This window comes from Erythrobacter sp. HKB08 (assembly GCF_004114695.1).
GTDB lineage: Bacteria > Pseudomonadota > Alphaproteobacteria > Sphingomonadales > Sphingomonadaceae > Parerythrobacter_A.
This window is the reverse complement of the sequence record NZ_CP035310.1, coordinates 1,673,631-1,696,381: the sequence shown is the minus strand read 5'-3', so window position 1 is coordinate 1,696,381 and position 22,751 is coordinate 1,673,631. Positions and strand designations below refer to the sequence as shown.

The 22,751-nt window shown below is 64.0% G+C and carries 18 protein-coding genes, 2 tRNA genes and 1 other RNA gene; 13 read left to right on the top strand and 8 right to left on the bottom strand.

Translation table 11 applies throughout. From position 1 onward, the window contains the following. Position 1 precedes the first annotated feature (1 nt). The gene (gene gap / locus EO245_RS08145) at positions 2-1,009 is read right to left on the bottom strand and encodes a type I glyceraldehyde-3-phosphate dehydrogenase (protein ID WP_128892450.1); all 1,008 of its coding nucleotides are present in this window, start codon (positions 1,007-1,009) and stop codon (positions 2-4) included. Between the two features lie 15 nt (positions 1,010-1,024). Beyond that, a complete protein-coding gene (tkt, locus tag EO245_RS08140; protein WP_128892449.1) occupies positions 1,025-3,025 on the bottom strand; it encodes a transketolase in 2,001 nt (666 codons plus the stop codon). Between the two features lie 206 nt (positions 3,026-3,231). Here tkt and EO245_RS08135 point away from each other — a divergent pair, with 206 nt between their 5' ends. The 6 genes from EO245_RS08135 (at position 3,232) to EO245_RS08110 (ending at position 6,576) form a co-directional block, all read left to right on the top strand. Then, on the top strand, positions 3,232-3,426 hold the full coding sequence (locus EO245_RS08135; protein ID WP_128892448.1) for a hypothetical protein: 195 nt from the start codon (positions 3,232-3,234) through the stop codon (positions 3,424-3,426). Further along, positions 3,423-4,073 (top strand): cell division protein ZapA, encoded by a 651-nt coding sequence (gene zapA / locus EO245_RS08130; RefSeq protein WP_128892447.1) that lies wholly within the window; start codon positions 3,423-3,425, stop codon positions 4,071-4,073. The genes EO245_RS08135 and zapA overlap by 4 nt, the downstream gene beginning before the upstream one ends. 11 nt (positions 4,074-4,084) lie before the next feature. Further along, positions 4,085-4,256: non-coding RNA, 6S RNA (gene ssrS / locus EO245_RS08125), on the top strand. A 30-nt stretch (positions 4,257-4,286) separates the two neighbouring features. Next, on the top strand, positions 4,287-4,865 hold the full coding sequence (locus EO245_RS08120; RefSeq protein ID WP_128892446.1) for a 5-formyltetrahydrofolate cyclo-ligase: 579 nt from the start codon (positions 4,287-4,289) through the stop codon (positions 4,863-4,865). Further along, the gene (locus EO245_RS08115; protein ID WP_128892445.1) at positions 4,862-5,077 is read left to right on the top strand and encodes a DUF2842 domain-containing protein; all 216 of its coding nucleotides are present in this window, start codon (positions 4,862-4,864) and stop codon (positions 5,075-5,077) included. The genes EO245_RS08120 and EO245_RS08115 overlap by 4 nt, the downstream gene beginning before the upstream one ends. Positions 5,078-5,136: 59 nt before the next feature. Beyond that, complete coding sequence (locus EO245_RS08110) at positions 5,137-6,576, top strand: MFS transporter (RefSeq protein ID WP_128892444.1); 1,440 nt, start codon at positions 5,137-5,139, stop codon at positions 6,574-6,576. Positions 6,577-6,600: 24 nt separating this feature from the next. Here the strand turns inward: EO245_RS08110 and EO245_RS08105 are convergent. Further along, positions 6,601-6,677: transfer RNA gene (locus EO245_RS08105), tRNA-Asp, on the bottom strand. Between the two features lie 270 nt (positions 6,678-6,947). Here EO245_RS08105 and EO245_RS08100 point away from each other — a divergent pair. Continuing rightward, positions 6,948-7,301 (top strand): hypothetical protein, encoded by a 354-nt coding sequence (locus tag EO245_RS08100; RefSeq protein ID WP_128892443.1) that lies wholly within the window; start codon positions 6,948-6,950, stop codon positions 7,299-7,301. Between the two features lie 4 nt (positions 7,302-7,305). Here EO245_RS08100 and EO245_RS08095 read toward each other — a convergent pair whose 3' ends face one another. The 5 genes from EO245_RS08095 to thyA form a co-directional block, all read right to left on the bottom strand. Continuing rightward, a complete protein-coding gene (locus EO245_RS08095) occupies positions 7,306-8,601 on the bottom strand; it encodes a dihydrolipoamide acetyltransferase family protein (RefSeq protein ID WP_128892442.1) in 1,296 nt (431 codons plus the stop codon). Positions 8,602-8,606: 5 nt separating this feature from the next. Further along, the gene (locus tag EO245_RS08090) at positions 8,607-8,879 is read right to left on the bottom strand and encodes a lipoyl domain-containing protein (RefSeq protein WP_164931285.1); all 273 of its coding nucleotides are present in this window, start codon (positions 8,877-8,879) and stop codon (positions 8,607-8,609) included. Continuing rightward, the gene (locus EO245_RS08085; RefSeq protein ID WP_128892440.1) at positions 8,876-9,940 is read right to left on the bottom strand and encodes an alpha-ketoacid dehydrogenase subunit beta; all 1,065 of its coding nucleotides are present in this window, start codon (positions 9,938-9,940) and stop codon (positions 8,876-8,878) included. The genes EO245_RS08090 and EO245_RS08085 overlap by 4 nt, the downstream gene beginning before the upstream one ends. Next, a complete protein-coding gene (locus EO245_RS08080; RefSeq protein WP_128892439.1) occupies positions 9,940-11,250 on the bottom strand; it encodes a 3-methyl-2-oxobutanoate dehydrogenase (2-methylpropanoyl-transferring) subunit alpha in 1,311 nt (436 codons plus the stop codon). Before EO245_RS08080 ends, EO245_RS08085 begins: the two co-directional genes overlap by 1 nt. Before the next feature lie 76 nt (positions 11,251-11,326). Beyond that, positions 11,327-12,283: a thymidylate synthase gene (gene thyA, locus EO245_RS08075; protein WP_128892438.1), complete on the bottom strand. Its 957-nt coding sequence runs from the start codon at positions 12,281-12,283 to the stop codon at positions 11,327-11,329. 111 nt (positions 12,284-12,394) lie between these two features. Here thyA and EO245_RS08070 point away from each other — a divergent pair. From EO245_RS08070 to EO245_RS08045, 6 genes are all read left to right on the top strand, one after another. Further along, positions 12,395-12,471 (top strand) — tRNA-Pro (locus EO245_RS08070). 437 nt (positions 12,472-12,908) lie between these two features. Then, the gene (locus tag EO245_RS08065) at positions 12,909-13,874 is read left to right on the top strand and encodes a DUF11 domain-containing protein (protein WP_128892437.1); all 966 of its coding nucleotides are present in this window, start codon (positions 12,909-12,911) and stop codon (positions 13,872-13,874) included. Between the two features lie 19 nt (positions 13,875-13,893). Continuing rightward, positions 13,894-14,373: a hypothetical protein gene (locus EO245_RS08060; RefSeq protein ID WP_128892436.1), complete on the top strand. Its 480-nt coding sequence runs from the start codon at positions 13,894-13,896 to the stop codon at positions 14,371-14,373. A 67-nt stretch (positions 14,374-14,440) separates the two neighbouring features. Next, entirely contained in the window at positions 14,441-15,487 is a 1,047-nt protein-coding gene (locus tag EO245_RS08055; protein ID WP_128892435.1) for a DUF11 domain-containing protein, read from the top strand. A gap of 89 nt (positions 15,488-15,576) precedes the next feature. After that, positions 15,577-20,583, top strand: coding sequence for a hypothetical protein (locus EO245_RS08050; protein WP_234026855.1), 5,007 nt, complete (start codon positions 15,577-15,579; stop codon positions 20,581-20,583). Further along, entirely contained in the window at positions 20,580-22,748 is a 2,169-nt protein-coding gene (locus tag EO245_RS08045) for a DUF11 domain-containing protein (RefSeq protein WP_128892433.1), read from the top strand. The genes EO245_RS08050 and EO245_RS08045 overlap by 4 nt, the downstream gene beginning before the upstream one ends. Positions 22,749-22,751 lie beyond the last annotated feature (3 nt).

The following is a 22,751-nucleotide window of genomic DNA, read 5'->3' as shown; positions in this document are numbered from 1 at the left end:
CTTACAGCAGGCCGGCCATCACTCCGGCGGTGTCGATCATGCGGTTCGAGAAGCCCCACTCGTTGTCATACCACGAAACGACGCGGGCGAGCTTGCCTTCCATGACCGAGGTTTCGAGGCTGTCGATGGTCGAGCTTGCCGGGTGGTGGTTGAAGTCGTTGCTGACGAGCGGCTGCTCGGTATAGTCGAGCACGCCCTTCATCGGACCTTCGGCAGCCGCCTTGAGCGCGGCGTTCAGTTCTTCCGCGCTGGTGTCGCGGCCCGGGGTGAAAACCAGGTCGACGAGGCTGACATTCGGCGTCGGCACGCGGACCGAGGAGCCGTCGAGCTTGCCGGCGAGTTCGGGCAGGACGAGGCCGACCGCACGGGCAGCGCCGGTGGTGGTCGGGATCATGTTCTGCGCACCGCCGCGCGCACGGCGCATGTCGGAATGCATCTGGTCGAGCATGCGCTGGTCGTTGGTGTAGCTGTGGATCGTGGTCATGAAACCGCGCTCGATGCCAACCGTGTCGTGCAGCACCTTGGCCATCGGCGAGAGGCAGTTGGTGGTGCAGCTCGCATTCGAAACAATCACGTCGCCCGAGGTCAGGATGTCGTGGTTCACGCCGTAAACGATCGTCGCCGAGACGTTCTTCGCCGGGGCCGAGATCAGCACGCGCTTGGCGCCCGCCTTGAGGTGCGGCTCGGCAGCTTCGTGGCTCTGGAAGAAGCCGGTGCATTCGAGCACGATGTCGATGCCCTGCTCGCCGTGCGGCAGGTTGCCCGGGTCACGCTCGCTGGTGACCTTGATCGACTTGCCGTTGACGACGATCGCGTCGCCATCGACTTCGACCGTACCGGGGAAACGGCCATGCGTGCTGTCGTACTGGAACAGCAGGGCGTTCGACTTGGTGTCGGCCAGGTCGTTGATCGAGACCAGATCGAGGTCGTGATCGTCACGCTCGAGAATGGCACGCGCCACGAGGCGGCCGATGCGTCCGAAACCGTTGATTGCAACCTTGGTCGCCATGAAAAATGCTCCTGCTTAGCCGTTCAGTTTGTTCATGATTTGCGGAACGATAGCGTCCGCCGTGAAGCCGAATTTGGCGAAGAGTTCCTCCGCCGGGGCCGATGCGCCGAAACGGTCGAGGCCGATGTTGATGCCGTCCGTCCCGGTGTAGCGTTCCCAGCCGAGCGTCGTGCCCGCCTCGATCGAAACGCGCAGCGCATCGCCGCCGAGGATGTCCGCCTTGTAGGCATCGTCCTGCGCTTCGAAGTGCTCCATGCTCGGCATGGAGACGACGTCCGCGCCGATGCCCTTGCCTTCGAGCTGCGCGGCCACTTCGAGGGCTAGCGCGACTTCGCTGCCCGTCGCGATCAGCACGACCTTGCGGTCGGCGCCCGCAGCCTTGAGGCGATAGGCGCCCCTGGCCGAGCGGTTGGAGGACGCGCTCCAGTTCTCGTCGCCCTCGCCGCGGACCTGCGGGAGGCCCTGGCGCGAGAGGCACAGGACCGAAGGCGTGCCCTTGGCCTGCAGCGCCAGCGCCCAGCACTCGGCCGTTTCGATGACGTCTGCCGGGCGGAACACATTGAGGTTCGGGATAAGGCGCAGGCTCATGACCTGCTCGACCGGCTGGTGGGTCGGGCCGTCTTCGCCGAGACCGATCGAATCGTGCGTCATCACGTAGATCGCTTCGGCTTCCTGCAGCGCCGACATGCGGATCGCGTTGCGCGCATAGTCGCTGAAGATGAGGAAGGTGCCGCCGTAGGGGATGATGCCGCCGTGCAACGCCATGCCGTTCATCGCCGCGGCCATGCCGAACTCGCGGATGCCGTAATAGACATAGCGGCCTGAGTAATCGTCCGCGCTCATCGGCGCGGTCGAAGCGGTCTTGGTGTTGTTCGAGCCGGTCAGGTCGGCGCTGCCGCCGATCATGTTAGGGATCTTCGCCGTCAGCGCGGTGAGCGCCATTTCCGAAGCCTTGCGGGTCGCGACCTTCTGCGGCTCGGCCACCAGGGCAGCGATGTGCCCTTCGAGCGCCGGGCCCGCGAGGTCGCCGGCATGCATGGTGCCGTTCTCGAAGGCAGCCTTGCGGCCGGTGTCGCTGTCGAGGCGCTGCTGCCATTCGGCATGCGCTTTCTTCCCGCTTTCACCGGTCGCGCGCCAGTCGGACAGGATATCGTCCGGCACGACGAAGGGTTCGTATTCCCAGCCCAGCGTTTCGCGGGCCGCGGCGATTTCGTCCGCACCGAGCGGTGCGCCGTGGGTCGCGCTGGTGCCCTGCTTGTTGGGCGCGCCCTTGCCGATGACGGTCTTGCACGCGACGAGCGAGGGGCGATCGTCGGCAACCGCTTCGTCGATCGCGCGCTCGATGTCGTTGAAGTCGTGCCCGTCGCATTCGGCGACGTGCCAGCCGGTCGCGCGGTAGCGGGCCTTGATGTCCTCGCTGGTCGACAGGTCGGTGTCGCCATCGATGGTGATGTTGTTGTCGTCCCACAGGACGATCATGCGGCCGAGCTTCAAGTGGCCGGCAAGACCGATCGCCTCGTGGTTGATGCCTTCCATCAGGCAGCCGTCGCCCGCGATGACCCAGGTGCGGTGATCGACGAGGTCGTCACCGTGAACCGCATTGAGGTGCCGCTCCGCCATCGCCATGCCGACGGCCATCGCGAGCCCCTGGCCGAGCGGGCCGGTGGTGCATTCCACGCCGGGGAGGAGGAAGTTTTCCGGGTGGCCGGCGCATGGGCTGCCCAGCTGGCGGAAGTTGCGGATGTCTTCCATCGTCGGGTTTTCGTAGCCCGAGAGATGGAGCAGCGCATAGATAAGCATCGAACCGTGGCCCGCGCTCAGCACGAAGCGGTCGCGGTCTGCCCAGTCCGGCGCGGAAGGATCGAACTTCAGATATTTCGACCACAGGACGGTCGCGACGTCGGCCATGCCCATCGGCATGCCGGGGTGCCCCGAATTCGCCGCCTGCACCGCATCCATCGACAAGGCCCTGATGGCGTTTGCCATGGGGACCATTCGCGCGGGATCTAGGCTCATTCGGGTAGGCTCCTGTTGCAGGGCTGCTCGCAGGACGCGAGTCCAGCATGATTCGGGCGCGCGAAGCCTTCGCGGACGCGTCGGGCGAGGTCAAGGACGCTGGCCGCCCGCATCCACCGCGATCCCGGCGCGCTTTGTTGAGCACAGTTTTCAACAGGCCGCGCCAACCCTTTGCGCAGCCGCGAATTCGGCGATAAATACAGGCCATGAGTGGGGACCGGATAGAGGACGCCGTATCGCGCATCGAGGCCGCGCTTGCGCGCATCGCAGCCGTGGCCGATTCCGTGCCCGGCGATAGCTCCGGCAACCCTGAACTCGAAGCCGAGAACGAGCGCCTGCGCTCCGTCGTCTCCGAACAGATCGCCAGTCTCGACGCGCTTATCGCGGAGATCGGCGAATGAGCGAGGTGAAAGTCTCGATCGGCGGACGCACTTACGCCGTCGCTTGCGGAGAAGGCGAAGAGGCGCATGTTGTCACGCTGAGCGAGATGCTCGACGAAAAGCTCAAGGCGATGGGCACACTCTCGCCGCAGGAATCGCAGAACCTGCTTTTTGCCGGGCTCTTCGTCGCCGACGATTTGCACGAAGCACGCAAGCAGGTGATCTCCGCTGCCGAAGGTCGCAAGGCTGTCGAAGCCGAACTGGACGAGGCGAAGCGCGAGGCGCGCAACGCGACCGGCCAGACCGATGAACTCAAGGCGCGCATCGCCGAGCTGGAAAGCGAGCTCGACGGGATCCAGTCCGCGCAGCAGCGCCATGCATCCGAAGTCGACGAGCTTCGCGGCCAGCTCATCTCGCGCCGCAACGAAGCCCACGAGGCGGAGAAAGACCGCGATGCCGCCCAGGCGCGCGTTACGGAGCTGGAACAGGAAGCCGCCGAACTTCGCGAGAAGCTCGAACAGGCGAGCGCAATCCCGCCGCACCCCTTCCCGTCGGACAGCGGCGCGGCGGGCGCCGATGTGGCAGACCTCGCCCCTGCGCTCGAAAGATTTGCCGACCTGCTCGAAAATTGTGCCGACAAGCTTGAGGGTCGCACCGCGCAGCCCTAGATAGCCAGTCGGCGGGACTGCCCGGCACGAGCCGTTCGTGAATATCCCTGAGGCTATAAGCAATCCAAGGGAGCTGTCCCTGCCCTGGAATACGGGTTCGTCCTGGGGACTGGGGTATACGGCGCCCACCTGACGTTTAGGCGTCAGAGGATTTCCCGGCAAACGACCCATGGTGGTTCCGCCACTCGATTTCAGCAGGAGCGACAACCCAAGGTGCAGGCCAAGCGCGATCTTCGGAAACGGCTGCGCGAGGAACGGCGCGCACATGTCGAGGCCCTGCCCGACGCGATCCGCGGCCTCTTGTTCCGCCAGCCGCCCAATCCGGTGCTGGAAAGGATTGCGCCCGATGCGGTCATCGGCCTCTACCACGCCAATTCGCTGGAGTGCCCGACGGCCAACTACGCGGGGTTCTTCATCGAGCGAGGGCACGCGATCGCCCTCCCCCGGTTCGCAGGCAAGACAGCACCGATGGAATTCGCCGCCTGGACCGATCCCTTCGGCGACAGCGATCTCGAGGTCGGGCCGTTCGGCCTGCTCCAGCCCGGCAGCGATGCGGAGGCGCTGGTCCCCGACGTGTTGTTCATGCCGCTCGTCGGTTTCACACAGGACGGGCACCGCCTCGGCCAGGGCGGCGGACATTACGACCGCTGGCTTGCCGATCATCCGGGGACACTCGCCATCGGTCTCGCCTGGGACGCGCAGCTATGCGACGAGCTTCCCTGCGAGGAACACGACCGCATATTGGACGCTGTCGTCACGCCGACCCGACTGTTCGAGGTAGAGATTTCATGAGAGACCAACCCACCTGGCGCATCCCTGTCGGCATATTGCTGCTGGTCGTCGGCCTGACGGTATATGCGCTCGTCATTGCGCGTTACGTGCCCGAATTGATCGAGGGCTGGCCCACGCTCGTGCAGACGCTGGTCTATCTCCTGCTCGGCATAGTGTGGCTGCTGCCACTGCGCCGCTTCCTCATATGGATGGAGACCGGCCGGAAGGGCTGAATTTGCCGGATTGCCATCGCGCATCCTCCTGCTAGCCTGCGGGCAAGGGAGAGCGCCGAATGGCGAATGAAAACGAGGCGCAGAATGCGTCCGACGATCGGCCGTCAGTCGGCCTGAAGCTGGCGCACGGCTTCGGCGCCGCGGCCTTCGGCATCAAGAACAACGGTTTCGATTATTTCCTGCTGCTGTTCTACGGAACAGTGGTCGGGCTCGAACCGGGCCTCGTCGGCCTCGCCATCCTGATAGCCCTCGTTTTCGACGCGATCAGCGACCCGCTGGTCGGCTACTGGTCGGACAATTTCCGCTCGCGCTGGGGACGTCGGCATCCCTTCATGTATGCCGCCGCGATCCCCGTGGCGCTGAGCTACTTCCTGCTGTGGAATCCGCCCGACTGGGGCGATGCGGGCCTGTTCGTCTACCTCACGGTCCTCGCCGTGCTGATCCGCACATTCATCACATTCTACGAAACGCCGAGCTCCGCGCTGATCCCCGAGCTCACGCGCAACTACGAGGAGCGCACGAGCCTGCAATCCTACCGCCTGTTCTTCGGCTGGTCGGGCGGCAATGTGATGAGCATCATCATGTTCGGCGTGCTGCTGACCGGCCCGCTCGGCATGCGCGATCGCGGAGCGTACGAGACCTACGGCATCATCGGCTCGCTGCTGATCCTCGCAGCGATCATGATCTCGGCGCTCGGCACGCATCACCGCATTCCGCACCTCCACCGACCGGTCGCGACCGGCGAGAAATATAGCGTGCGGCGCATCTTCCGCGAAATGGTCGAAGTGCTGAGCGAGCGCAGCTTCATCGCGCTCTTCTTCTCGACGGTGCTGTTCGCCGTGGCGACCGGCCTTTCGGCAGCACTCGCCTTCCTCATTCTCAACTATTTCTGGGAATTCAGCGAATTCCAGCTCTTTATCTGGACCTGCACGGTCTTCATTTCCGCGCTGCTCGGCTTCCTCATCGCGCCTTACATGACGCGCAAGCTCGGCAAGAAACGGGCGACGATCACGCTCGGCATACTCGCCTTCACGATCCAGCCGGCACCGGTCCTCGCCCGGCTTGCAGGCATCATGCCGGAGAACGGAGATCCGATCCTCTTCCCGCTGGTGCTGACGATCAACATGCTCGACCTCGCGCTCATAATCGCTGTGCAGGCCGTCGCCTTCTCGATGATCGCGGACCTCGTCGAGGCGAACCAGGTGCGCACCGGGCGACGTAACGAGGGCGTCTATTACGCAGCGATCACTTTCACCCGGAAGACCACGCAAGGCCTTGGCGTGCTCGCAGCCGGCCTCATCCTGTCGGCGATTGCTTTCCCCGAGGGTGCAGAGCCGGGAACGGTCGATCCCGACACGATCTGGGCGCTCGGCGCATTCTACGCGCCCTCGCTGTTGATCCTGTGGTTGACCTCGCTCGCCTTCCTGTCGCGCTACAAGATCGACAAGGCCGGGCACGAGGAAAACCTGCGCAGGATCGCTGCGCAGTCACAAGAATAGGTTTTCCGAAAAAAGGGTCCCAAGTGGCGCGAGTGACGGGACTCGAACCCGCGACCTTCGGCGTGACAGGCCGACACTCTAACCAACTGAGCTACACCCGCGCATCTTGGCGGCAGCGCCTCTTGGGAGACGCGCCAATACGGCCCGTGGCATATGGTGTCAACGCAAAATGGGGCCAAAAAATGCAGGAATTTGCACTTCCTTCAAACACCCCATGGCTAGCGCCGCGTTAACCATATTTTCGCCCTTCGCTGCGACACCCCTCCCCATCAACCGTCGCCGCAACAAAAGGGGGCCTGGCGATGCGAATTGGGGCATTTTTGGCGCTCGGAGCGCTGGTTTGCACAGGCAGCGTTGCCGCACAGGACCGCGTGGCCCTGTCGCGCGCAGTGTTCGTCGAGAGCATGGACGCTGCGAGCACGCGCACCGTCGAGCGCGCGGAAAACCTGCGCCGCGGCGACCGCGTGGTACTCGTCGTCGAATGGACCGGGGCCGAAGCGCGTCGGGGGACCGTCGTTTCCAGCCCGATTCCCGAATCGCTGCAATTTCAGCGCGCAAGTTCGGACGAGCTCGAAGTCTCGGTCGATGGCGGGCGCAGCTGGGGCCAGCTCGGCAATCTGCGCGTCGGGCGCAGGCTCGCCGCCCCCGAAGAGGTTACGCACATCCGCTTGCGGACGTTCGGCAGCAGTTCGGGTCGGCTGACCTACAGCGCGATCGTGCGCTGACGGATCAGTCCGCCAGCAGCAGCACCGGCGTTTCGATCAGCTTCTTGAGCGCCTGGATGAAGCTCGCCGCATCATAGCCGTCGACCACGCGGTGGTCGCAGCTGATGGAGATATTCATCAGCTTGCGCTTCTCGATCCGCTCGCCGCCATTGCCGTCCGCCACATACATCGGTCGTTCGATAATGCGGTTCGGGCCGATGATCGCGACTTCCGGACGATTGATGACCGGCGTCGTAGCGACACCGCCGAGCGGGCCGAGCGATGTCACGGTCAGCGTGCCGCCGGAAAGCTCTTCCGACTTCGCCTTGCCCGTGCGCGAAGCTTCCGCAAGACGCGCGATTTCATTGGCGAGCTGCCACGGGTTGCGCGCATGCGCATCGCGGATGACCGGGACCATCAGGCCGGCGTCGGTCTGCGTCGCCATCCCCATGTGAACCGCGCCGTGACGCGTGACGATACCCGCCTCGTCGTCGTAGCGGGCGTTGATCATCGGGAAATCCGGCAGCGTCTTGCAGATCGCGGTGATCAGCAGCGGCAGGATCGTCAGCTTGGGCTTGTCGCCGCGGTTCGCGTTGAGGTCCGCGCGCATGTCCTCGAGATCGGTGACATCCACTTCCTCGACATAGGAGAAGTGCGGGATGTTGCGCTTGGAGGCAGCCATGTTCTCGGCAATGCGGCGGCGCATGCCGATGACCTTCTTCTCCTCGTCCGCGCGGGTGCGCGCCGCGCCGGTGTAGGCGCTGTTGTAGGAGAGGAACTGGTCGAGGTCGCCGTGACGGATGCGGCCATCCTCTGCCGGCTTGACCTGGGCAAGGTCGATGCCGAGGTCGCGCGCGCGCTTGCGCACTGCGGGCGTGGCGAGAACCTTGGCATGCGGCTTCGGTTCGGGAGCAGGCGGCGACGGCTGTGCGGGGGCAGGCTCGGGATCGGCCGCCATCGCATCGTCGGCATCGCTCGCATCGGAGGTTTCGACCTCGATACGCTCTTCCACCACTTCGGCCTTGGGCGCCGGGGCCGGAGCAGGAGCCGCCTCTCCCTCCGCAGCCTCTTCGACTTCGCCCTCGACCTCGATCACGAGCAGCATCGCGCCAACCGAGATGATGTCGCCGACTTCGCCTGCGACTTCGAGCACCTTGCCGGTGACCGGGCTTTCGATGTCGATCGTCGCCTTGTCGGTCATCACGTCGACGAGATGCTGGTCCTCTTCGACCTGGTCGCCGACCTTCACGTGCCAATCGACGATTTCCGCCTCGGCAACGCCCTCGCCCACATCGGGCATGTTGAAGGTAAATTTCGCCATCTCGATTACTCGCATACCATGTTTTCAAAGACCCAATCGGTCACTTCAATCGTCGCTATCACGTCGCCCATCGAAACAGGTCCGCCATCGTCAACGTGAACTGCCGCCAGCCGTCCAGGGTAGCGGCTCGGCAGTTCGACAATCGCGATCTCGGTTTCGACCGACACGAGAGATGTGCCCTCTTCGAATTCCGCGTTCAGGCCGACCAGCCAACGCTCGACCGCTACCGGCCGGAAATCCGCGACGGACGCGGGAAGCTCGAAGGGTATCTGCTTCATTCCGACAGGATCTTGTCGATTGCTTCGCCGATGCGAACCGGGCCGGGGAAATAGGCCCATTCGAGGCTGTGCGGATACGGAGTGTCAAAGCCGGTCACGCGTTCGACCGGGGCTTCGAGGTGATAGAAGCAGCGCTCGGTGACGAGAGCGGACAGCTCCGCGCCGAAGCCCGAGGTGCGCGTCGCTTCGTGGACGATCAGGCAGCGGCCGGTCTTCCTGACCGATGCTTCGATCGCCTCGATATCGAGCGGGACCAGCGTGCGCAGGTCGAGGATATGCGCCTCGACGCCCTTCTCGCGGCAGACCGCCTCGGCGACGTGGACCATGGTCCCGTACGCAAGGATCGTCAGTTCCTCGCCATCGGTGACCGTGCGCGCCTTGCCGAGCGGGATCTTGTAGTAGCCTTCCGGTACCACGCTGTCCTTGTGGCGCTTCCACGGTTCGACCGGCTTGTCGTAATAGCCGGAGAACGGGCCGTTATAGATGCGCTTCGGCTCGAAGAAGATGACCGGGTCGTTGTCCTCGATCGCGCTGATCAGCAGGCCCTTCGCGTCGTAGGGCGTCGAGGGAATGACCGTCTTGAGGCCCGAGACGTGGGTGAAGATCGCCTCCGGGCTCTGGCTGTGCGTCTGGCCGCCGAAAATACCGCCGCCAAAGGGCGAACGGACCGTCATCGGCGCGATGTAATCGTTGGCCGAGCGATAACGCAGGCGCGCCGCTTCGGAGATCAGCTGGTCGAGGCCGGGGTAGATATAATCGGCGAACTGGATTTCCGGCACCGGGCGCAGGCCATAGGCCCCCATCCCCACCGCGACACCGATGATGCCGCATTCGGAAATCGGCGTGTCGAACACGCGCGTCTTGCCATGCTTTTCCTGCAGGCCCGCGGTGCAACGGAACACGCCGCCGAAATAGCCCACGTCCTCGCCCATCACGATCACGTCAGGATCGCGCTCGAGCATGATGTCGAGCGCGTCGTTGATCGCCTCGATCATGTTGATCCGGCGTTCGTCGGAAGTCTCGCCGGTCTTGGGAGCGGTCTTGGTCTTGGTCTGGCTCATTATGCCTTCCCCCCCTGGGGTCGACCCTCGGGCCATTTGATCTCGCGCTCGCGGATCGCCTGCGCAGCCTGTTCTTCGAGGTGCCAGGGCAGTTCCTCGTAAACGTCTTCGAACATGGTGTGGAACGGGTGGTGCAGGCCATGGCCGAGGATGCCGTTCTTCTCGGCTTCCTTGGTTGCCGCTTTCACGCGCTCGGCACATTCGGCGTCCATCTTTTCCTGCCGCTCCTCGTCCCATTCGCCGAGTTCGATCAGGTGGCGCTTGAGGCGCATGACCGGATCGCCGAGCGGCCATTCCTCACGCTCCTGCGCGCTGCGGTATCCAGATGGATCGTCGGACGTGGAATGCCCTTCGGCGCGGTAGGTGAAATATTCGATCAGCGTCGGACCGGCGTTCGCGCGGGCACGGTTGGCGGCCCACCGCTGGGCGGCAAAGCACGCGAGCGCATCGTTGCCGTCGACCCTGAGGCCGGCAAGGCCGTAGCCCAGAGCACGGGCGGCGAAAGTAGTCCGCTCTGCCCCTGCGAAACCGGAGAAGCTGGAAATCGCCCACTGGTTGTTGATCACGTTGAGGATGACCGGAGCGTTGTAGACGGTCGCGAAGGTGCAGGCGGAATGGAAGTCGCCTTCCGCAGTCGAACCCTCGCCCACCCAGGTCGCTGCGATCCGGCTGTCGCCCTTGATCGCGCTCGCCATCGCCCAGCCGACAGCCTGCGGCGTCTGCGTGGCGAGGTTGCCGGAGATCGAGAAGAAGCTGTGCTCGCGGCTCGAATACATGATCGGCAGCTGGCGGCCCTTCAGCTTGTCGCCCTTGTTCGAGTAGATCTGGTTGATCATCTCGACCAGCGGATAGCCGCGCGCGATCAGCACGCCCTGCTGGCGATAGCTCGGGAAGACCATGTCGTCCGATGCGAGCGCCATCGAGGCGGCAACGCTGGTCGCCTCTTCGCCGGTGCACTTCATGTAGAAGCTGGTCTTGCCCTGCCGCTGGCCGCGGAACATGCGTTCGTCGAATGCGCGCACGAGGGCCATGTGGCCGAGCATGGTGCGCAGCGTTTCGGCATCGAGTTTCGGGTCCCACGGCCCGTGCGCCTTGTTGTCGTCGCCCAGCACGCGGACGAGACCATAAGCGAGGTCGCGCATCTCGGACGGGTCGCACGCCTCGTCGGGACGCGGCTGCTTGCCCGGTTCACCGACGTCGAGGTCGGAGTAATCCACGGCATCGCCCGGGCGGTATTTCGGTTCTGGAACATGCAGCGACAGAGCAGGCTTGTTGCCGCCCTTCCCCGCATCCTCGGCCCTGTCGGCCATCACATTTCTCCCAGACGCAATCTTATACGTATGCGTTATTTTATTTCACGCCGTCGCAACGGTCAAGTTGGCGCGATCAGACGGCGACCGGCGCCTTCAACGGGGCCTGCGGAGCGTAGTCGTGCACCGCGAAATCCTCGATCGTGTAGTCGAAGATCGAATCGGGTCGCCGCAGGATTTCAAGCCGCGGCTCGCCCGAGGGTTCCCGCTTCAGCTGTTCGGTCACCAGTTCCTCGTGGTTGATGTAGAGGTGGGTGTCGCCGCCCATCCAGACGAATTCGCCCGGCTCCAGGTCGACCTGCTGCGCGATCATCCGCTGCAGTAGCGCCCCGGACCACAGGTTGAACGGCAGGCCGAGCGCGACGTCGCAACTGCGCTGGTAGAGCGCGCAGTTCAGCTTCCCGTCGCCGACGTGGAACTGGTAGGTCTTGTGACACGGCGGCAGCGCCATCCGGTCGAGTTCCGCGACATTCCAGCCTTCGATGATGTGCCGGCGGCTGCCGGGATTGTTGCGCAGCGATTCGACGACCTCGGCGACCTGGTTGATCCCCTCGCCCTTCTCGTAGGTCCCGTCCTTGCGATAGCGATAGGTCGGCCAGTCGACCCACTGCTTGCCGTACACCGGGCCGAGATCGCCCCAGCGTATCGCGAAGGCCTCGTCATCCGCGATCCGCTGGACGAATTCCTCGAGCGAAATGTCCTCGCCCGTCTCGCGCACGTAGTTGGCGTGCGGCCACTCGTTCCAGATTTTCACGCCCTGGAGGACAAGCGGGCGGATATTGGTCTCGCCGGTCAGGAACCACAGCATCTCGCGCGTGGCGGTCTTCCAGTAGACCCGTTTCGTCGTGATGAGCGGCATGCGCCCGTCCGACAGATCGAATCGCAGCATCGCGCCGAAAACCGAGCGCGTGCCGATTCCCGTGCGATCGACACGCTCGCTGCCACGCTCCCAGATGTGGCGCATGAGATCGAGATACTGCTGCTCGTAGTGCCGGGCGGCGGAAGAATCGGAGGGAATCGCGGCTGTGGCCATGCAAAGTCCCTAGACCTGCAATTGACCGCTTGCCACCCCGCCGATCGCCTCCTATAGGGCGCGCCTTGCCTCGACCCGCGTGAGGCTAGACCCATGCGGGACCGACACGGTCGGGGAGTAGCTCAGCCTGGTAGAGCACTGTCTTCGGGAGGCAGGGGCCGGAGGTTCGAATCCTCTCTCCCCGACCATTTCAATCTCAGCATGAAACCGCGCTCCGCCTCTAACGAGGCCGGCGGCCGTACGCGTTTCCCTGTCGCGCGGCGTTCTTAAGGACCGTCGCCGTTGGCCGCACACGGGTGTGGCTGCGGGAGGTGGGAATATCCCCGCATATGCCGTTGGAAAGCTGCCGATCCAGCCCGGCGCGAGCACAGCCATGCGCAGTGCAGGTGAGCGCGAAACCCCCTCCTTGGTCATCTGGCAACCGCATCGGCGCGCACATTAACGATAAAAGTTATGGCTGTTCGCGCTGCGGAGCATCACTCTTTCGAGACCATCGTTTCCTTGTTTTTCCGGTATTTGCTTCGCACTCCTGAGAACGGTTTCAAGGCATCGACGCGCCGCGTGCAACCCTTGGGAAGGCTCAAGGCAAAGAGATTGTTAACGCCTGCCACGTAGTTGCGCGGATATGAAAACGCGCACGATCCTTGCTGCCCCCATGTTGGTAGCCTCGCTTGTCAGCACCCCTGCCCTTGCCGAGGGCGTCGATGCCGGCACGATCATCTCCAACACCGCCACGGCGACCTATACGACGCCGGATGGCGAGACGACGGTCGATTCCAATACGGTCGACCTGTCGGTGGACGAATTGCTCGACGTGACGGTTACGACGCTGGATTCAGGTCCGGTCGGAACTGCCCCGGGACAGGCAGTTCTTACGTTCGAGGTTACGAACACCGGCAACGGACCCGAGGCGTTCGAACTGACGGCTGAGCCCGTGGTTGCCGGAAACGACTTCGACACCACCGTCGTCGCGATCGCGGTCGATACCAACGGCAACGGGGTTTACGACGACGGGATCGACGAAATCCTGACTGCACCCGAGACGACATCCGTCCTCGATGCGGATGCGGCGATCACGGTCTTTGTTGTCGTGACCGTCCCGGCCGATGCCGCCGATACGCAGGAAAGCACCGTGCAACTGACCGCCGCCGCTGCAACGGGTACCGGCGCACCGGGCACGGTGTTCGACGGGCAAGGCGAAAGCGGTGTCGATGCAGTCGTCGGAGCGACCGGCGCGAGCGCGACAGCCGACAGCTCACTCGTCGTCGGTATCACGACCGTTTCCCTGGTGAAGACAGCCGACGTGGCCGACCCGTTCGGCGGGACGACCGTCGTTCCCGGCTCGATCGTCACCTATACCATTACAGCATCCGTGGATGGCAGCGGTTCGGTCGACGATCTCGTCGTTACCGACGCCTATCCGGCGGGCACTTCCTACACTGCAGGCACCCTCACGCTCGACGGTACTTCGCTGACCGATGCAACCGGTGACGATGCCGGCGAGGCGGACGCAGCAGGCATCTCGGTCGACCTCGGCACCGTTGCCGGCGGCTCGAGCGCAGTGGTCACCTTCCAGGTTGAAATCGACTAACAAAAAAGGTCGCAAGATAATGAAAAAGCTCGTCAAAATTGTCAGCGCAGCGCTGATTGCAGTAGCGGTTCCCAATGCCGCTGCCTTTGCGCAATCGCAGCCGATCACGCTCGAAGGCGACGTCAAAGTCGTCAAGCAAGTCATCGAGGAAGGCGGCGAGACCCGCACGGAACTGGTCGAACCCGACCGGGCGGTGCCGGGCGACAAGCTGATCTTCGGCACGAACTACACCAACACCGGAAGTGTCGCTGTCGATGATTTCGTCATGACCAACCCCCTTCCCAAGGCCGTGCGTCTCGCACCCGAAGCCGATCCGGCGCTCGTGGTGTCGGTCGATGGCGGCAACACATGGGGCCTCCTGTCCGAGCTCGTCGTAGCTCTCGCAGAAGGCGGGAGCCGTGCTGCGGTGCATTCCGATGTCACGCACATTCGCTGGACCCTCGACCGCGTCGAGCCCGGCGAAACCGGCCGCTTAGAATATCCGGCGATCATCCGCTGATCCCAGGATCCACCGCCAGACTTCGCGGGCGGGTTTGAGCGCGAAGAATCAAGTGAGGACCATAGCTATGAAACGCTCCAGGCAATTGCTGGGTGCGGTTAGTTCGGTAGCGCTCGTCGCCTTCTCGGTGACGCCCGCGATGGCCGAGGGAACCGGGGCCGGCGAAATAATCCAGAACAATGTTTCGGTCAGCTTCAGTGTAGGCGGCGTCGAACAGACTGCCGTCGAGGCAACCGACGAGTTTACCGTCGATCGCAAGATCAACGTGACGGTCGCAGCCGTTGGCGCATCGCCGACGGTTTCGGCCAATCAGGATGGTGTCGTCCGCCAGTTCACGGTGACGAACCTTTCGAACGATACCGTCGGTTTCGATCTGACCGCTTCGCAGGTCGCATCGCCCGACTACACGTTTGAAAACGTTACCATCTTCGTCGATTCCAACAGCAACGGCGCATATGATGCCGGTGAGGAAATCGACTTCATCGATTCCCTTGCGCCGGACGCCAGCTTCGATGTCTGGGTATCGTTCGACATTCCTGCGACGGCCACCAACGGCCAGTCGACGGATATCATCCTGACCGCGAACGCGCATGAAGCGGGTTCGGGCAGCATCGGTGCCGAAATCATCGATACGGCTACCGCGAACGACAAGAACGGTATCGATACCGTCCTGGCCGACCTGTCGGGCGTGAGCGATTCCGACTACGAAGGCGACTACTCCGCTTCGCACACCATCACGGTCGATGCGGCAGCGGTGACCGTGGTCAAGACCAGCCGGGTCGTCTGGGATCCGGTCAACCTCGACTCGTCGCCCTACGCAATCCCGGGCGCGCGCGTCGAATACTGCATCCAGGTTTCGAACGCTTCGGGCGCTGCGACCGCCACCGGTATCACGGTGAGCGATACGCTACCGGCCGAAGTGACGTTCTACCCGGATGCCTATGGCACCACCGGCGACGTCATGGTCAATGGCACGGTCGACGGTTCGGGCGTTTGCTCGGGCGGTAGCGAGGTCAATGGTTATACCACTGCCAATACATCGGTGAGCGAAGCGCTCGACGACGTGGCGGGTGGCGAGACCAAGACCCTCTACTTCACCGTGACGATCGACTGATAGGTCAAGGTCGCCGCACCGCGGCGACCGGATCGCTGTCTATGCACGCTTGCCGGTCCTCAGTTCGCCTGATTGCAGCAATACTCCTCGTGGTATTGCTGCAATCGGTCGTGCCTGCAGGGCCGGCGCGTGCGCAAACGATCGTCAACGTCGCGAATGCCAGCTGGTCGCACGATGGTCGGGAATATTCCGGCCGATCCAACCCGGTCGAGCTGCAAGTGGCGACGCGTCCGCCCGAGATCGTCACCTACGTCCCGGGGATGGGCGAGCAATACGCCATCTACCAGCCGTCATGCGGCACGTCGATTTCGACCTCCTCGGTGAGGGCAAACGCGCCGACGCTGACCAATGTGAAGCCGACGAGCGTGCTTCGCGCAGGCCAGGACCTGATCTTCACGATCGCCCTGCCCGAAGCGAATACCGATGCCGGTGCGATCGACAGCCTGGCGATCCGGATCAACGGCCGATCCGGCGACCAGGAAGAGATCACCGTCTTCGAGACTGGCGAGAACACCGGAGTTTTTGCTGGCCGGATTGCGACACGCCGGACGCCGCCGCCGGTGCAGCCCGGCGATTGCGTACTCAGCGTCGTCGATGAAGATGTCGTAACGATCAGCGCCCTGCGCCCGGGCGAAGGTACGATCGTTCTGCAGACCACGGTAAGCGTGCTTGCGGATCCGTTCGGCGTGGTCTTCGACAGCGAGACCGGCGCACCGGTTTCCGGCGCGGTCGTTTCGCTGGTCGATGCAATCACCGGCCAACCTGCGCAGGTCTTCGCCGAGGATGGCGTAACCCCTTGGCCATCGACGGTAATTTCAGGCGAGCCGGTCACCGATGCCACCGGAAACGTCGTCGAAATGGGCGCCGGCGAGTTCTGGTTCCCGCTAACCAATCTCGGGACCTACGTCCTGCGGATCGAGCCCCCCTCCCCCTACAGCGCGCCGTCGCAAGCCTCGCCCAACGAGATTGCGCGGCTGACGCGGCCTGACGGGCGCAGCTTCGTAATTACCGATGCATCCTACGGCGCCAGCTTCGTGCTGACCGACCCGACTCCGGTCCAGATCGACATTCCGCTCGATGCGCCCTCGGGTGCAGTTGCCATTACCAAGGAGGCATCGCGCCAGATCGCCCAGCCCGGCGATGCGATCTTCTACACTCTGACTGTCCGCAACACCGATCCGTTCCGCGTGAAGCGCGATGTGACCGTGGTCGATACGCCGTCTGTCTGGCTTCGTCCGCGCCTCGATTCCGTCCGGATCGACGGCGCCGAACCGGCGGAGGGAAGTGTTAGCATCGCTCCGGACGGGCGCAGCCTGCAATTCTCGCTCGGCGACATCGCCGGCGGAAGCTCGAGCCGCATCGTCTATGCGATGACAGTGCGTCCCGATGCCCAGCCGGGCTATGCGAACAACGTCGCAGTAGTGACCGACAGCCTCGGCCGATCCTCGCGCACGGAAGCGTCGGTGCGCGTCGAGCGCGACGCAATCAGCGGCCGCATGACCATCATCGGACGGATTTCCGCTGGCGACTGCAGCGTTCGCAGCGGACGTATCGGCATCCCGGGCGTGCGCGTCATGCTCGAGGACGGCAGCTTCGCGATCACCGACCGGGACGGCCGATATCACTTCGACGGAGTCGTGCCGGGCACCCATGTCGTACAGGCGTCGCCCATGACGCTGCCGGAAGGCTCGGGCTTCGTCGATTGCAACCGGTCCTCCCGCAGCGCCGGCAGCGCAACCTCGCTGTTCGTTATCGGACAGGGCGGATCGCTTGCCGTGGCGGATTTCCATGCAACCGTGCCGCAGGATGTGCTCGACCAGCTTCGCGTCGAGGCGGCTGAACGCAACGCCAATAGCCCGACCCTCTCCGACACGGTCGAGGGCGAGGCAATCCCGAATGAAACCGACTGGCTGTCGCTCGGCGATGGCCCGGACGGCTGGCTCGCCCCGACGCTCGATGCGAACCCGCGCGCACCTGCCATCCGCGTCGCGATCCGCCACCGCAAAGAACAGACCGTGCGCCTGTTCGTCGATGGAAAGCCTGTCGACGCCTTGGCCTTCGACGGCATCCGCAAGCCCGAGCGCGGCGGATTCGCCGTGAGCACCTGGCGCGGCGTGCCGCTGTCCGGCGAACGGACCTTGCTGGCGGCCGAGATTCTCGGTGCGGACGGCTTTGTCGCGTCGCGCCACGAGCGCCCCGTTTTCTTCACCAACCTCCCGACCAAGGTCGAACTGGTCGCAGACCAGTCTCGCCTGGTGGCCGACGGTCGCACTCGCCCGGTTGTCGCGGTCCGCATTCTCGATCGGAACAATCGCCCGCTTCGCGAGGGCGTGTCCGGCGACTTCACGCTCAATGCGCCCTACGAAAGCGCCGAGCAGATTACCCGCCAGCAACTGAACCAGCTGACCCGCCAGGGCCCTACCTCGGCCCGCTGGACGGTCGCCGACGAAAGCGGGATCGCGCTGATCGAGCTTGCCCCGACGATGACCAGCGGCGCCCTGCAGCTGACCTTCCGTTTCGACGACGGGGAAGTGTCGCGCGAACAGCAGTTGGAAACCTGGATCGCCCCCGGCGATATCGACTGGACCGTCGTCGGCCTGGCCGAAGCATCGATCGGTTCGCGCACCGTTGCCGACGGAATGGACCGCGCCGGCAATTTCGCAAGCGACCTTGGCGAGGAAGCCCGCGTCGCGGTCTATGCGAAGGGCCCGGTCGCGAAAGACCTTCTGGTCACCTTCGCCTATGACAGCGCGAAGGACCGGGGCGATCAGCGCGTGCTCGGCACGCTCGATCCGCAAGCCTATTACACGGTCTTCGGCGACGCATCCGTTCGCCAGTTCGACGCAGCATCGCGCGAAAAGGTCTATGCCCGCGTCGAGGGGCCGGCCTTCAACGTTCAGTATGGCGATTTCGAAACCAACTTCGACCAGACGCGCCTTGCCAATTATCGCCGCGTGGCGACCGGCGTCAGCGGCGAAGCGCGGATCGGCCAGTTCGGTATCAAGGCGTTCGGCGCCGAAGCCGGAACCCGCTTCCGCCGTGACGAGATCCAGGGACAGGGTATCAGCGGACCGTATCGTCTCGGCAGCCGGGCGATCGTCCCCAATACCGAAAACGTCATCCTCGAAGTCCGCGACCGCTTCCGTTCCGAGCTCATCGTCGAGCGCCGCGAACTGACGCGTTTCCTCGACTACGACATCGACTTCCTCGCCGGCACGATCAGCTTCAAGCAGCCGGTCCTGAGCCGCGACTTCGATCTCAACCCGCAGTTCATCGTCATCGAATATGAAACCGACCAGCTCGGCGGCGGCGTCATGAATGCGGGCGGACGGATTGACTGGCGCAATGGCGGCGACACCCTTCGCATCGGTGCAACCATGATCAGCGATGGCGGCGACGACCTGCGGACCAACATCGTCGGTCTCGACCTTCGCGCCAAGCTCGGCAATTCGACCGAACTGCGCGCGGAAATCGCCGGCAGCCGTACCTCGGGCGAAAACTCGATGGCCTGGCTGATCGAAGCGCAGCACCAGTCGGGCAAGCTCGACCTGCTCGCTTATGCCAAGTCGGCGGAATCGACCTTCGGGGTCGGCCAGCAGAACAATGCCGAGCTTGGTCGCCGGAAGATCGGTGCCGATGCCCGCATGCGCCTCTCGGAGCAGATGAGCATTATCGCGAGCCTGTGGCAGGACGACAGCCTGACCGATGCGGCCCGTCGCCGTGCTGCCCAGGTCGAACTCGGCTATTCCTCGACCAATTCCGACATCCGCGTCGGCATCGCGCATTTCGATGACCGTCTCACGGATGGCACTTCCAACCGTTCCACCGTCCTCGAAGCAGGCGCGACGCAGCGCATGTTCCACAACAAGCTCGAGCTGACGGCTGCGACTTCGATGCCGCTCGATTCGACCGATTCCGTCGACCTGCCCCTGCGCCATCGTGTCGGCGCGCGCTACGCGATCACGAACGACGTGCGGATCATCGCCGACTACGAATTTGCCGATGGCAACGGTTTCGAAAGCAGCACGCTGCGCGGCGGTTTCGAGCTAACGCCGTGGGTCGGCGGGCGCGTTTCCAGCACGCTCGGCAAGCAGGATATCGGCGAACGTGGCAATCGCAGCTTCGCAGCCTTCGGCCTCGCCCAGACCTGGCAGGTGAACCCGAAGCTGTCGCTCGATGCCACTTTCGACAGCAACTGGACCCTCGACGGTTCGCCGCAGGTCGACGATCTCGTCAATGTCGACCAGCCTGCAGCAAGCGGCGGCCAGTTCGGTCCCGGCGGCGCGCTCTTCGAGGACTTTACGGCAGTAACGCTCGGCGGAGCCTGGCGCGATGGAGCGTGGAGCGCGACGGCACGCGGCGAATATCGCGATGGCGAATATGCCGACCGCTGGGGTGTGTCGCTCGGTGCGATCCGACAGCTCGGCGAAGGTAGCGTGGTCGGTTCGGGCTTCAGCTGGACCACGGCAGAAGGCACCAATGGCGCGCAGACCGAAGTCATGGACGCGGCAATCGCGCTGGCTCATCGCCCCGCAGAATCCGAAATTGCCTTCCTCGGGAAGCTGGAGTTCCGTAGCGATTCCGTCTCCAATGCAGTGCTGGGTGAAGCCGGCCCTGCGGGTCGGACCGCATTGACGGTTTCGGGCGATGCCGGCGCCAAGCGCCTGATCGCAAGCCTTTCGACCAACTGGTCGCCCCGCGACGGCGACGAGACGGAAGAACTCGCCCGCCGCAGCGAGATCGGCCTGTTCCTCGGCGCTCGCTACAATCTGGATAGCTATGGCGGGTTCGAACTGGACAGCGTTTCGACCTTCGCCGGGCTCGATGCACGGATCGGTGTCGGTGAGCGCTTCGAGATCGGGGCAAGCGCGACCGTGCGTGCAAACCTCGGTGACGACACGGTCAGCTATGCCGTCGGTCCGAACGTCGGGTTCGTCCCGGCCAAGGGCGTGCTGCTCAATGTCGGCTACAACATAACCGGCTTTCGCGACCCCGACTTTTCGGGCATGCGCGACACCGATGAGGGTCTCTACGCCAGTGTCCGGATCAAGTTCGACGCAGACAGCTTCTCGTTTCTGGGGCTAGGCCGCAAATGACGGGGCACGCCATCTCGCCGAAGCTCCTTCGGGCTATCGCAGGCCTTCTGGCAGCCTTTGCGGCACTGATCGCTGCGCCGGCGAGCGCGCAGACCGAAACGATCGACTGGGCCTCTGCCGGCCTGACCAACCTCCAGGCGGCGCCGAGCAATTTCACTGCGACCGGCACCGACGGCACGAGTGTGCAGGTCAGCTACAGCGCGCAGGTCAACGGCGGTACGTTCGTGCCCAGCTATGGCGGATTTCTGTCCTACTATACCGGCACGATCGGCAGCGCCCCGCAGCCGCTGCTGCTCAACTTCGACAACTCGAGCTACGATCCGAACGACAAGATCACGACGATTTTCAACCTGTCGGAAGCGGTAAAGAACCTGCAGTTCGTGCTGACCGATATCGACAACGGCTCGTTCCGTGATGCGATCGAGGTCTATTACGACACCGGCAATGGCGTGTGGCAGAACTCGGCGACAAACTCGGGCTTCTGGACCGCGAGTGTCTCGGTCAGCAGGACCAGCGATGCGGCGGTGAACGGCTGGACCGGCGTATCTCCGTCGGACACGGCAGCGACCAATGGCGACCTGCGATTCAATTTCGGTACGACCGCGGTCAAACGGATCCGAATCGTCTATTTCAGCTACACGGGCACCGGCGACCCCACGGGCCAGTTCACGGGCATCTCGGACTTCTCCTACGCGCGTCCTGCCGCCGACCTGTCGCTGGCGAAGACGGCGCTCAATGCCAGCCCGGCTTCCGGCGCCACGGCCACTTTCCGCCTCACGCTCACCAATTCGTCGCTTTCCAGCAGGACCGCCACCGGGGTCGTCGTTCGCGACACCCTTCCTGCCGGTTTCAACTATACCGGCCACACGGGTACCGGGACCTTCAATCCGACGACCGGTGACTGGAATGCCGGTACCCTCGCTCCGGGCCAAAGCGTCACGCTGGACATCAGCGGGACGATCAATGCGAGCGCAGGGGCAGTCCTGACCAACCGGGCGGAAGTCTGGGCCAGCAGCACCTTCGACAGCGACTCGACCCCGGCGAACGGCGCAACGTCGGAGGACGATTACGCGACTGCTACCATGACGGTTGCTGGCCCGCGTGTTGCCGGTACGCCGCCCGTCCTTTCGTGCCCGAACTCCAATATCATCTTCGACTGGGACAGCATCTCCTGGACCGCCGGCACCACCTCGGCCTCCTACTCGCTCGGAACCCTCGGCAACATCGGCTTCTCGATGTCGAACCCCGGCACCTGGCTCAACAATGCCACCGTAGGGGGCCAGTCTCCCTCGCGGCAGAACATCGTCCACGGCGGCACCGGGCAGTTCACGCTGCTGCAGCTTGTCGACATGGCCAACACATCGCAGGTCGTGACCACCACGATTTCGCTGCCGGCCAAGATGCAGGGCGCGCAGTTCAGCATTTTCGATATCGACTACGCAGCCGGGCAGTTCGCCGACCGGATCGAAGTGTTCGGACGACTGAACGGCGCTTTGGTCACTCCGACGGTGACGAACGGCGCATCAAACTATGTCATCGGGAACACCGCCTATGGCGATGCCGCGTCGGATTCCGACCGTCCCGACGGCAACATCACCGTCACCTTTTCGCAGCCCATCGATACGATCGTGATCCGCTACGGAAACCACTCGCTCGCGCCGAGCGATCCGGGACAGCAGGGGATTGCCCTGCACGACATCAATTTCTGTCGTCCGGCAACCGCACTTTCGGTGACGAAGGTCAGTTCGCTCGTGTCCGATCCGGTCAACGGGACCAACAATCCCAAGGCGATCCCGGGCGCGCTGGTCGACTATCTCATCACGGTGTCGAACACCGGCATCTCGCCGACCGACGCCAATACGATTTCGATCGCCGATGCCGGTCCGCCAGAAGCAAAGATGTGCTTCAATGCGGCGGGGTCGGGCTTGCCCGTCGTCTTTACGCAAGGCTCACCGACTAGCGGACTGGCCTACAATTTTTCGTCGCTGACGGACGCAGCGGACCATCTCGAGTTCTCGTCCGACGGCGGGGCGAGCTGGACATACCAGCCGACCGCAGATGCCGATGGGTGCGATGCGAACATTACGCATTTCCGCATCCGGCCAAGCGGGAGCATGGCTGCCGGGAGCAGCTTCAGCCTGCGCACCCGCTACGCTATCGAATAGCGT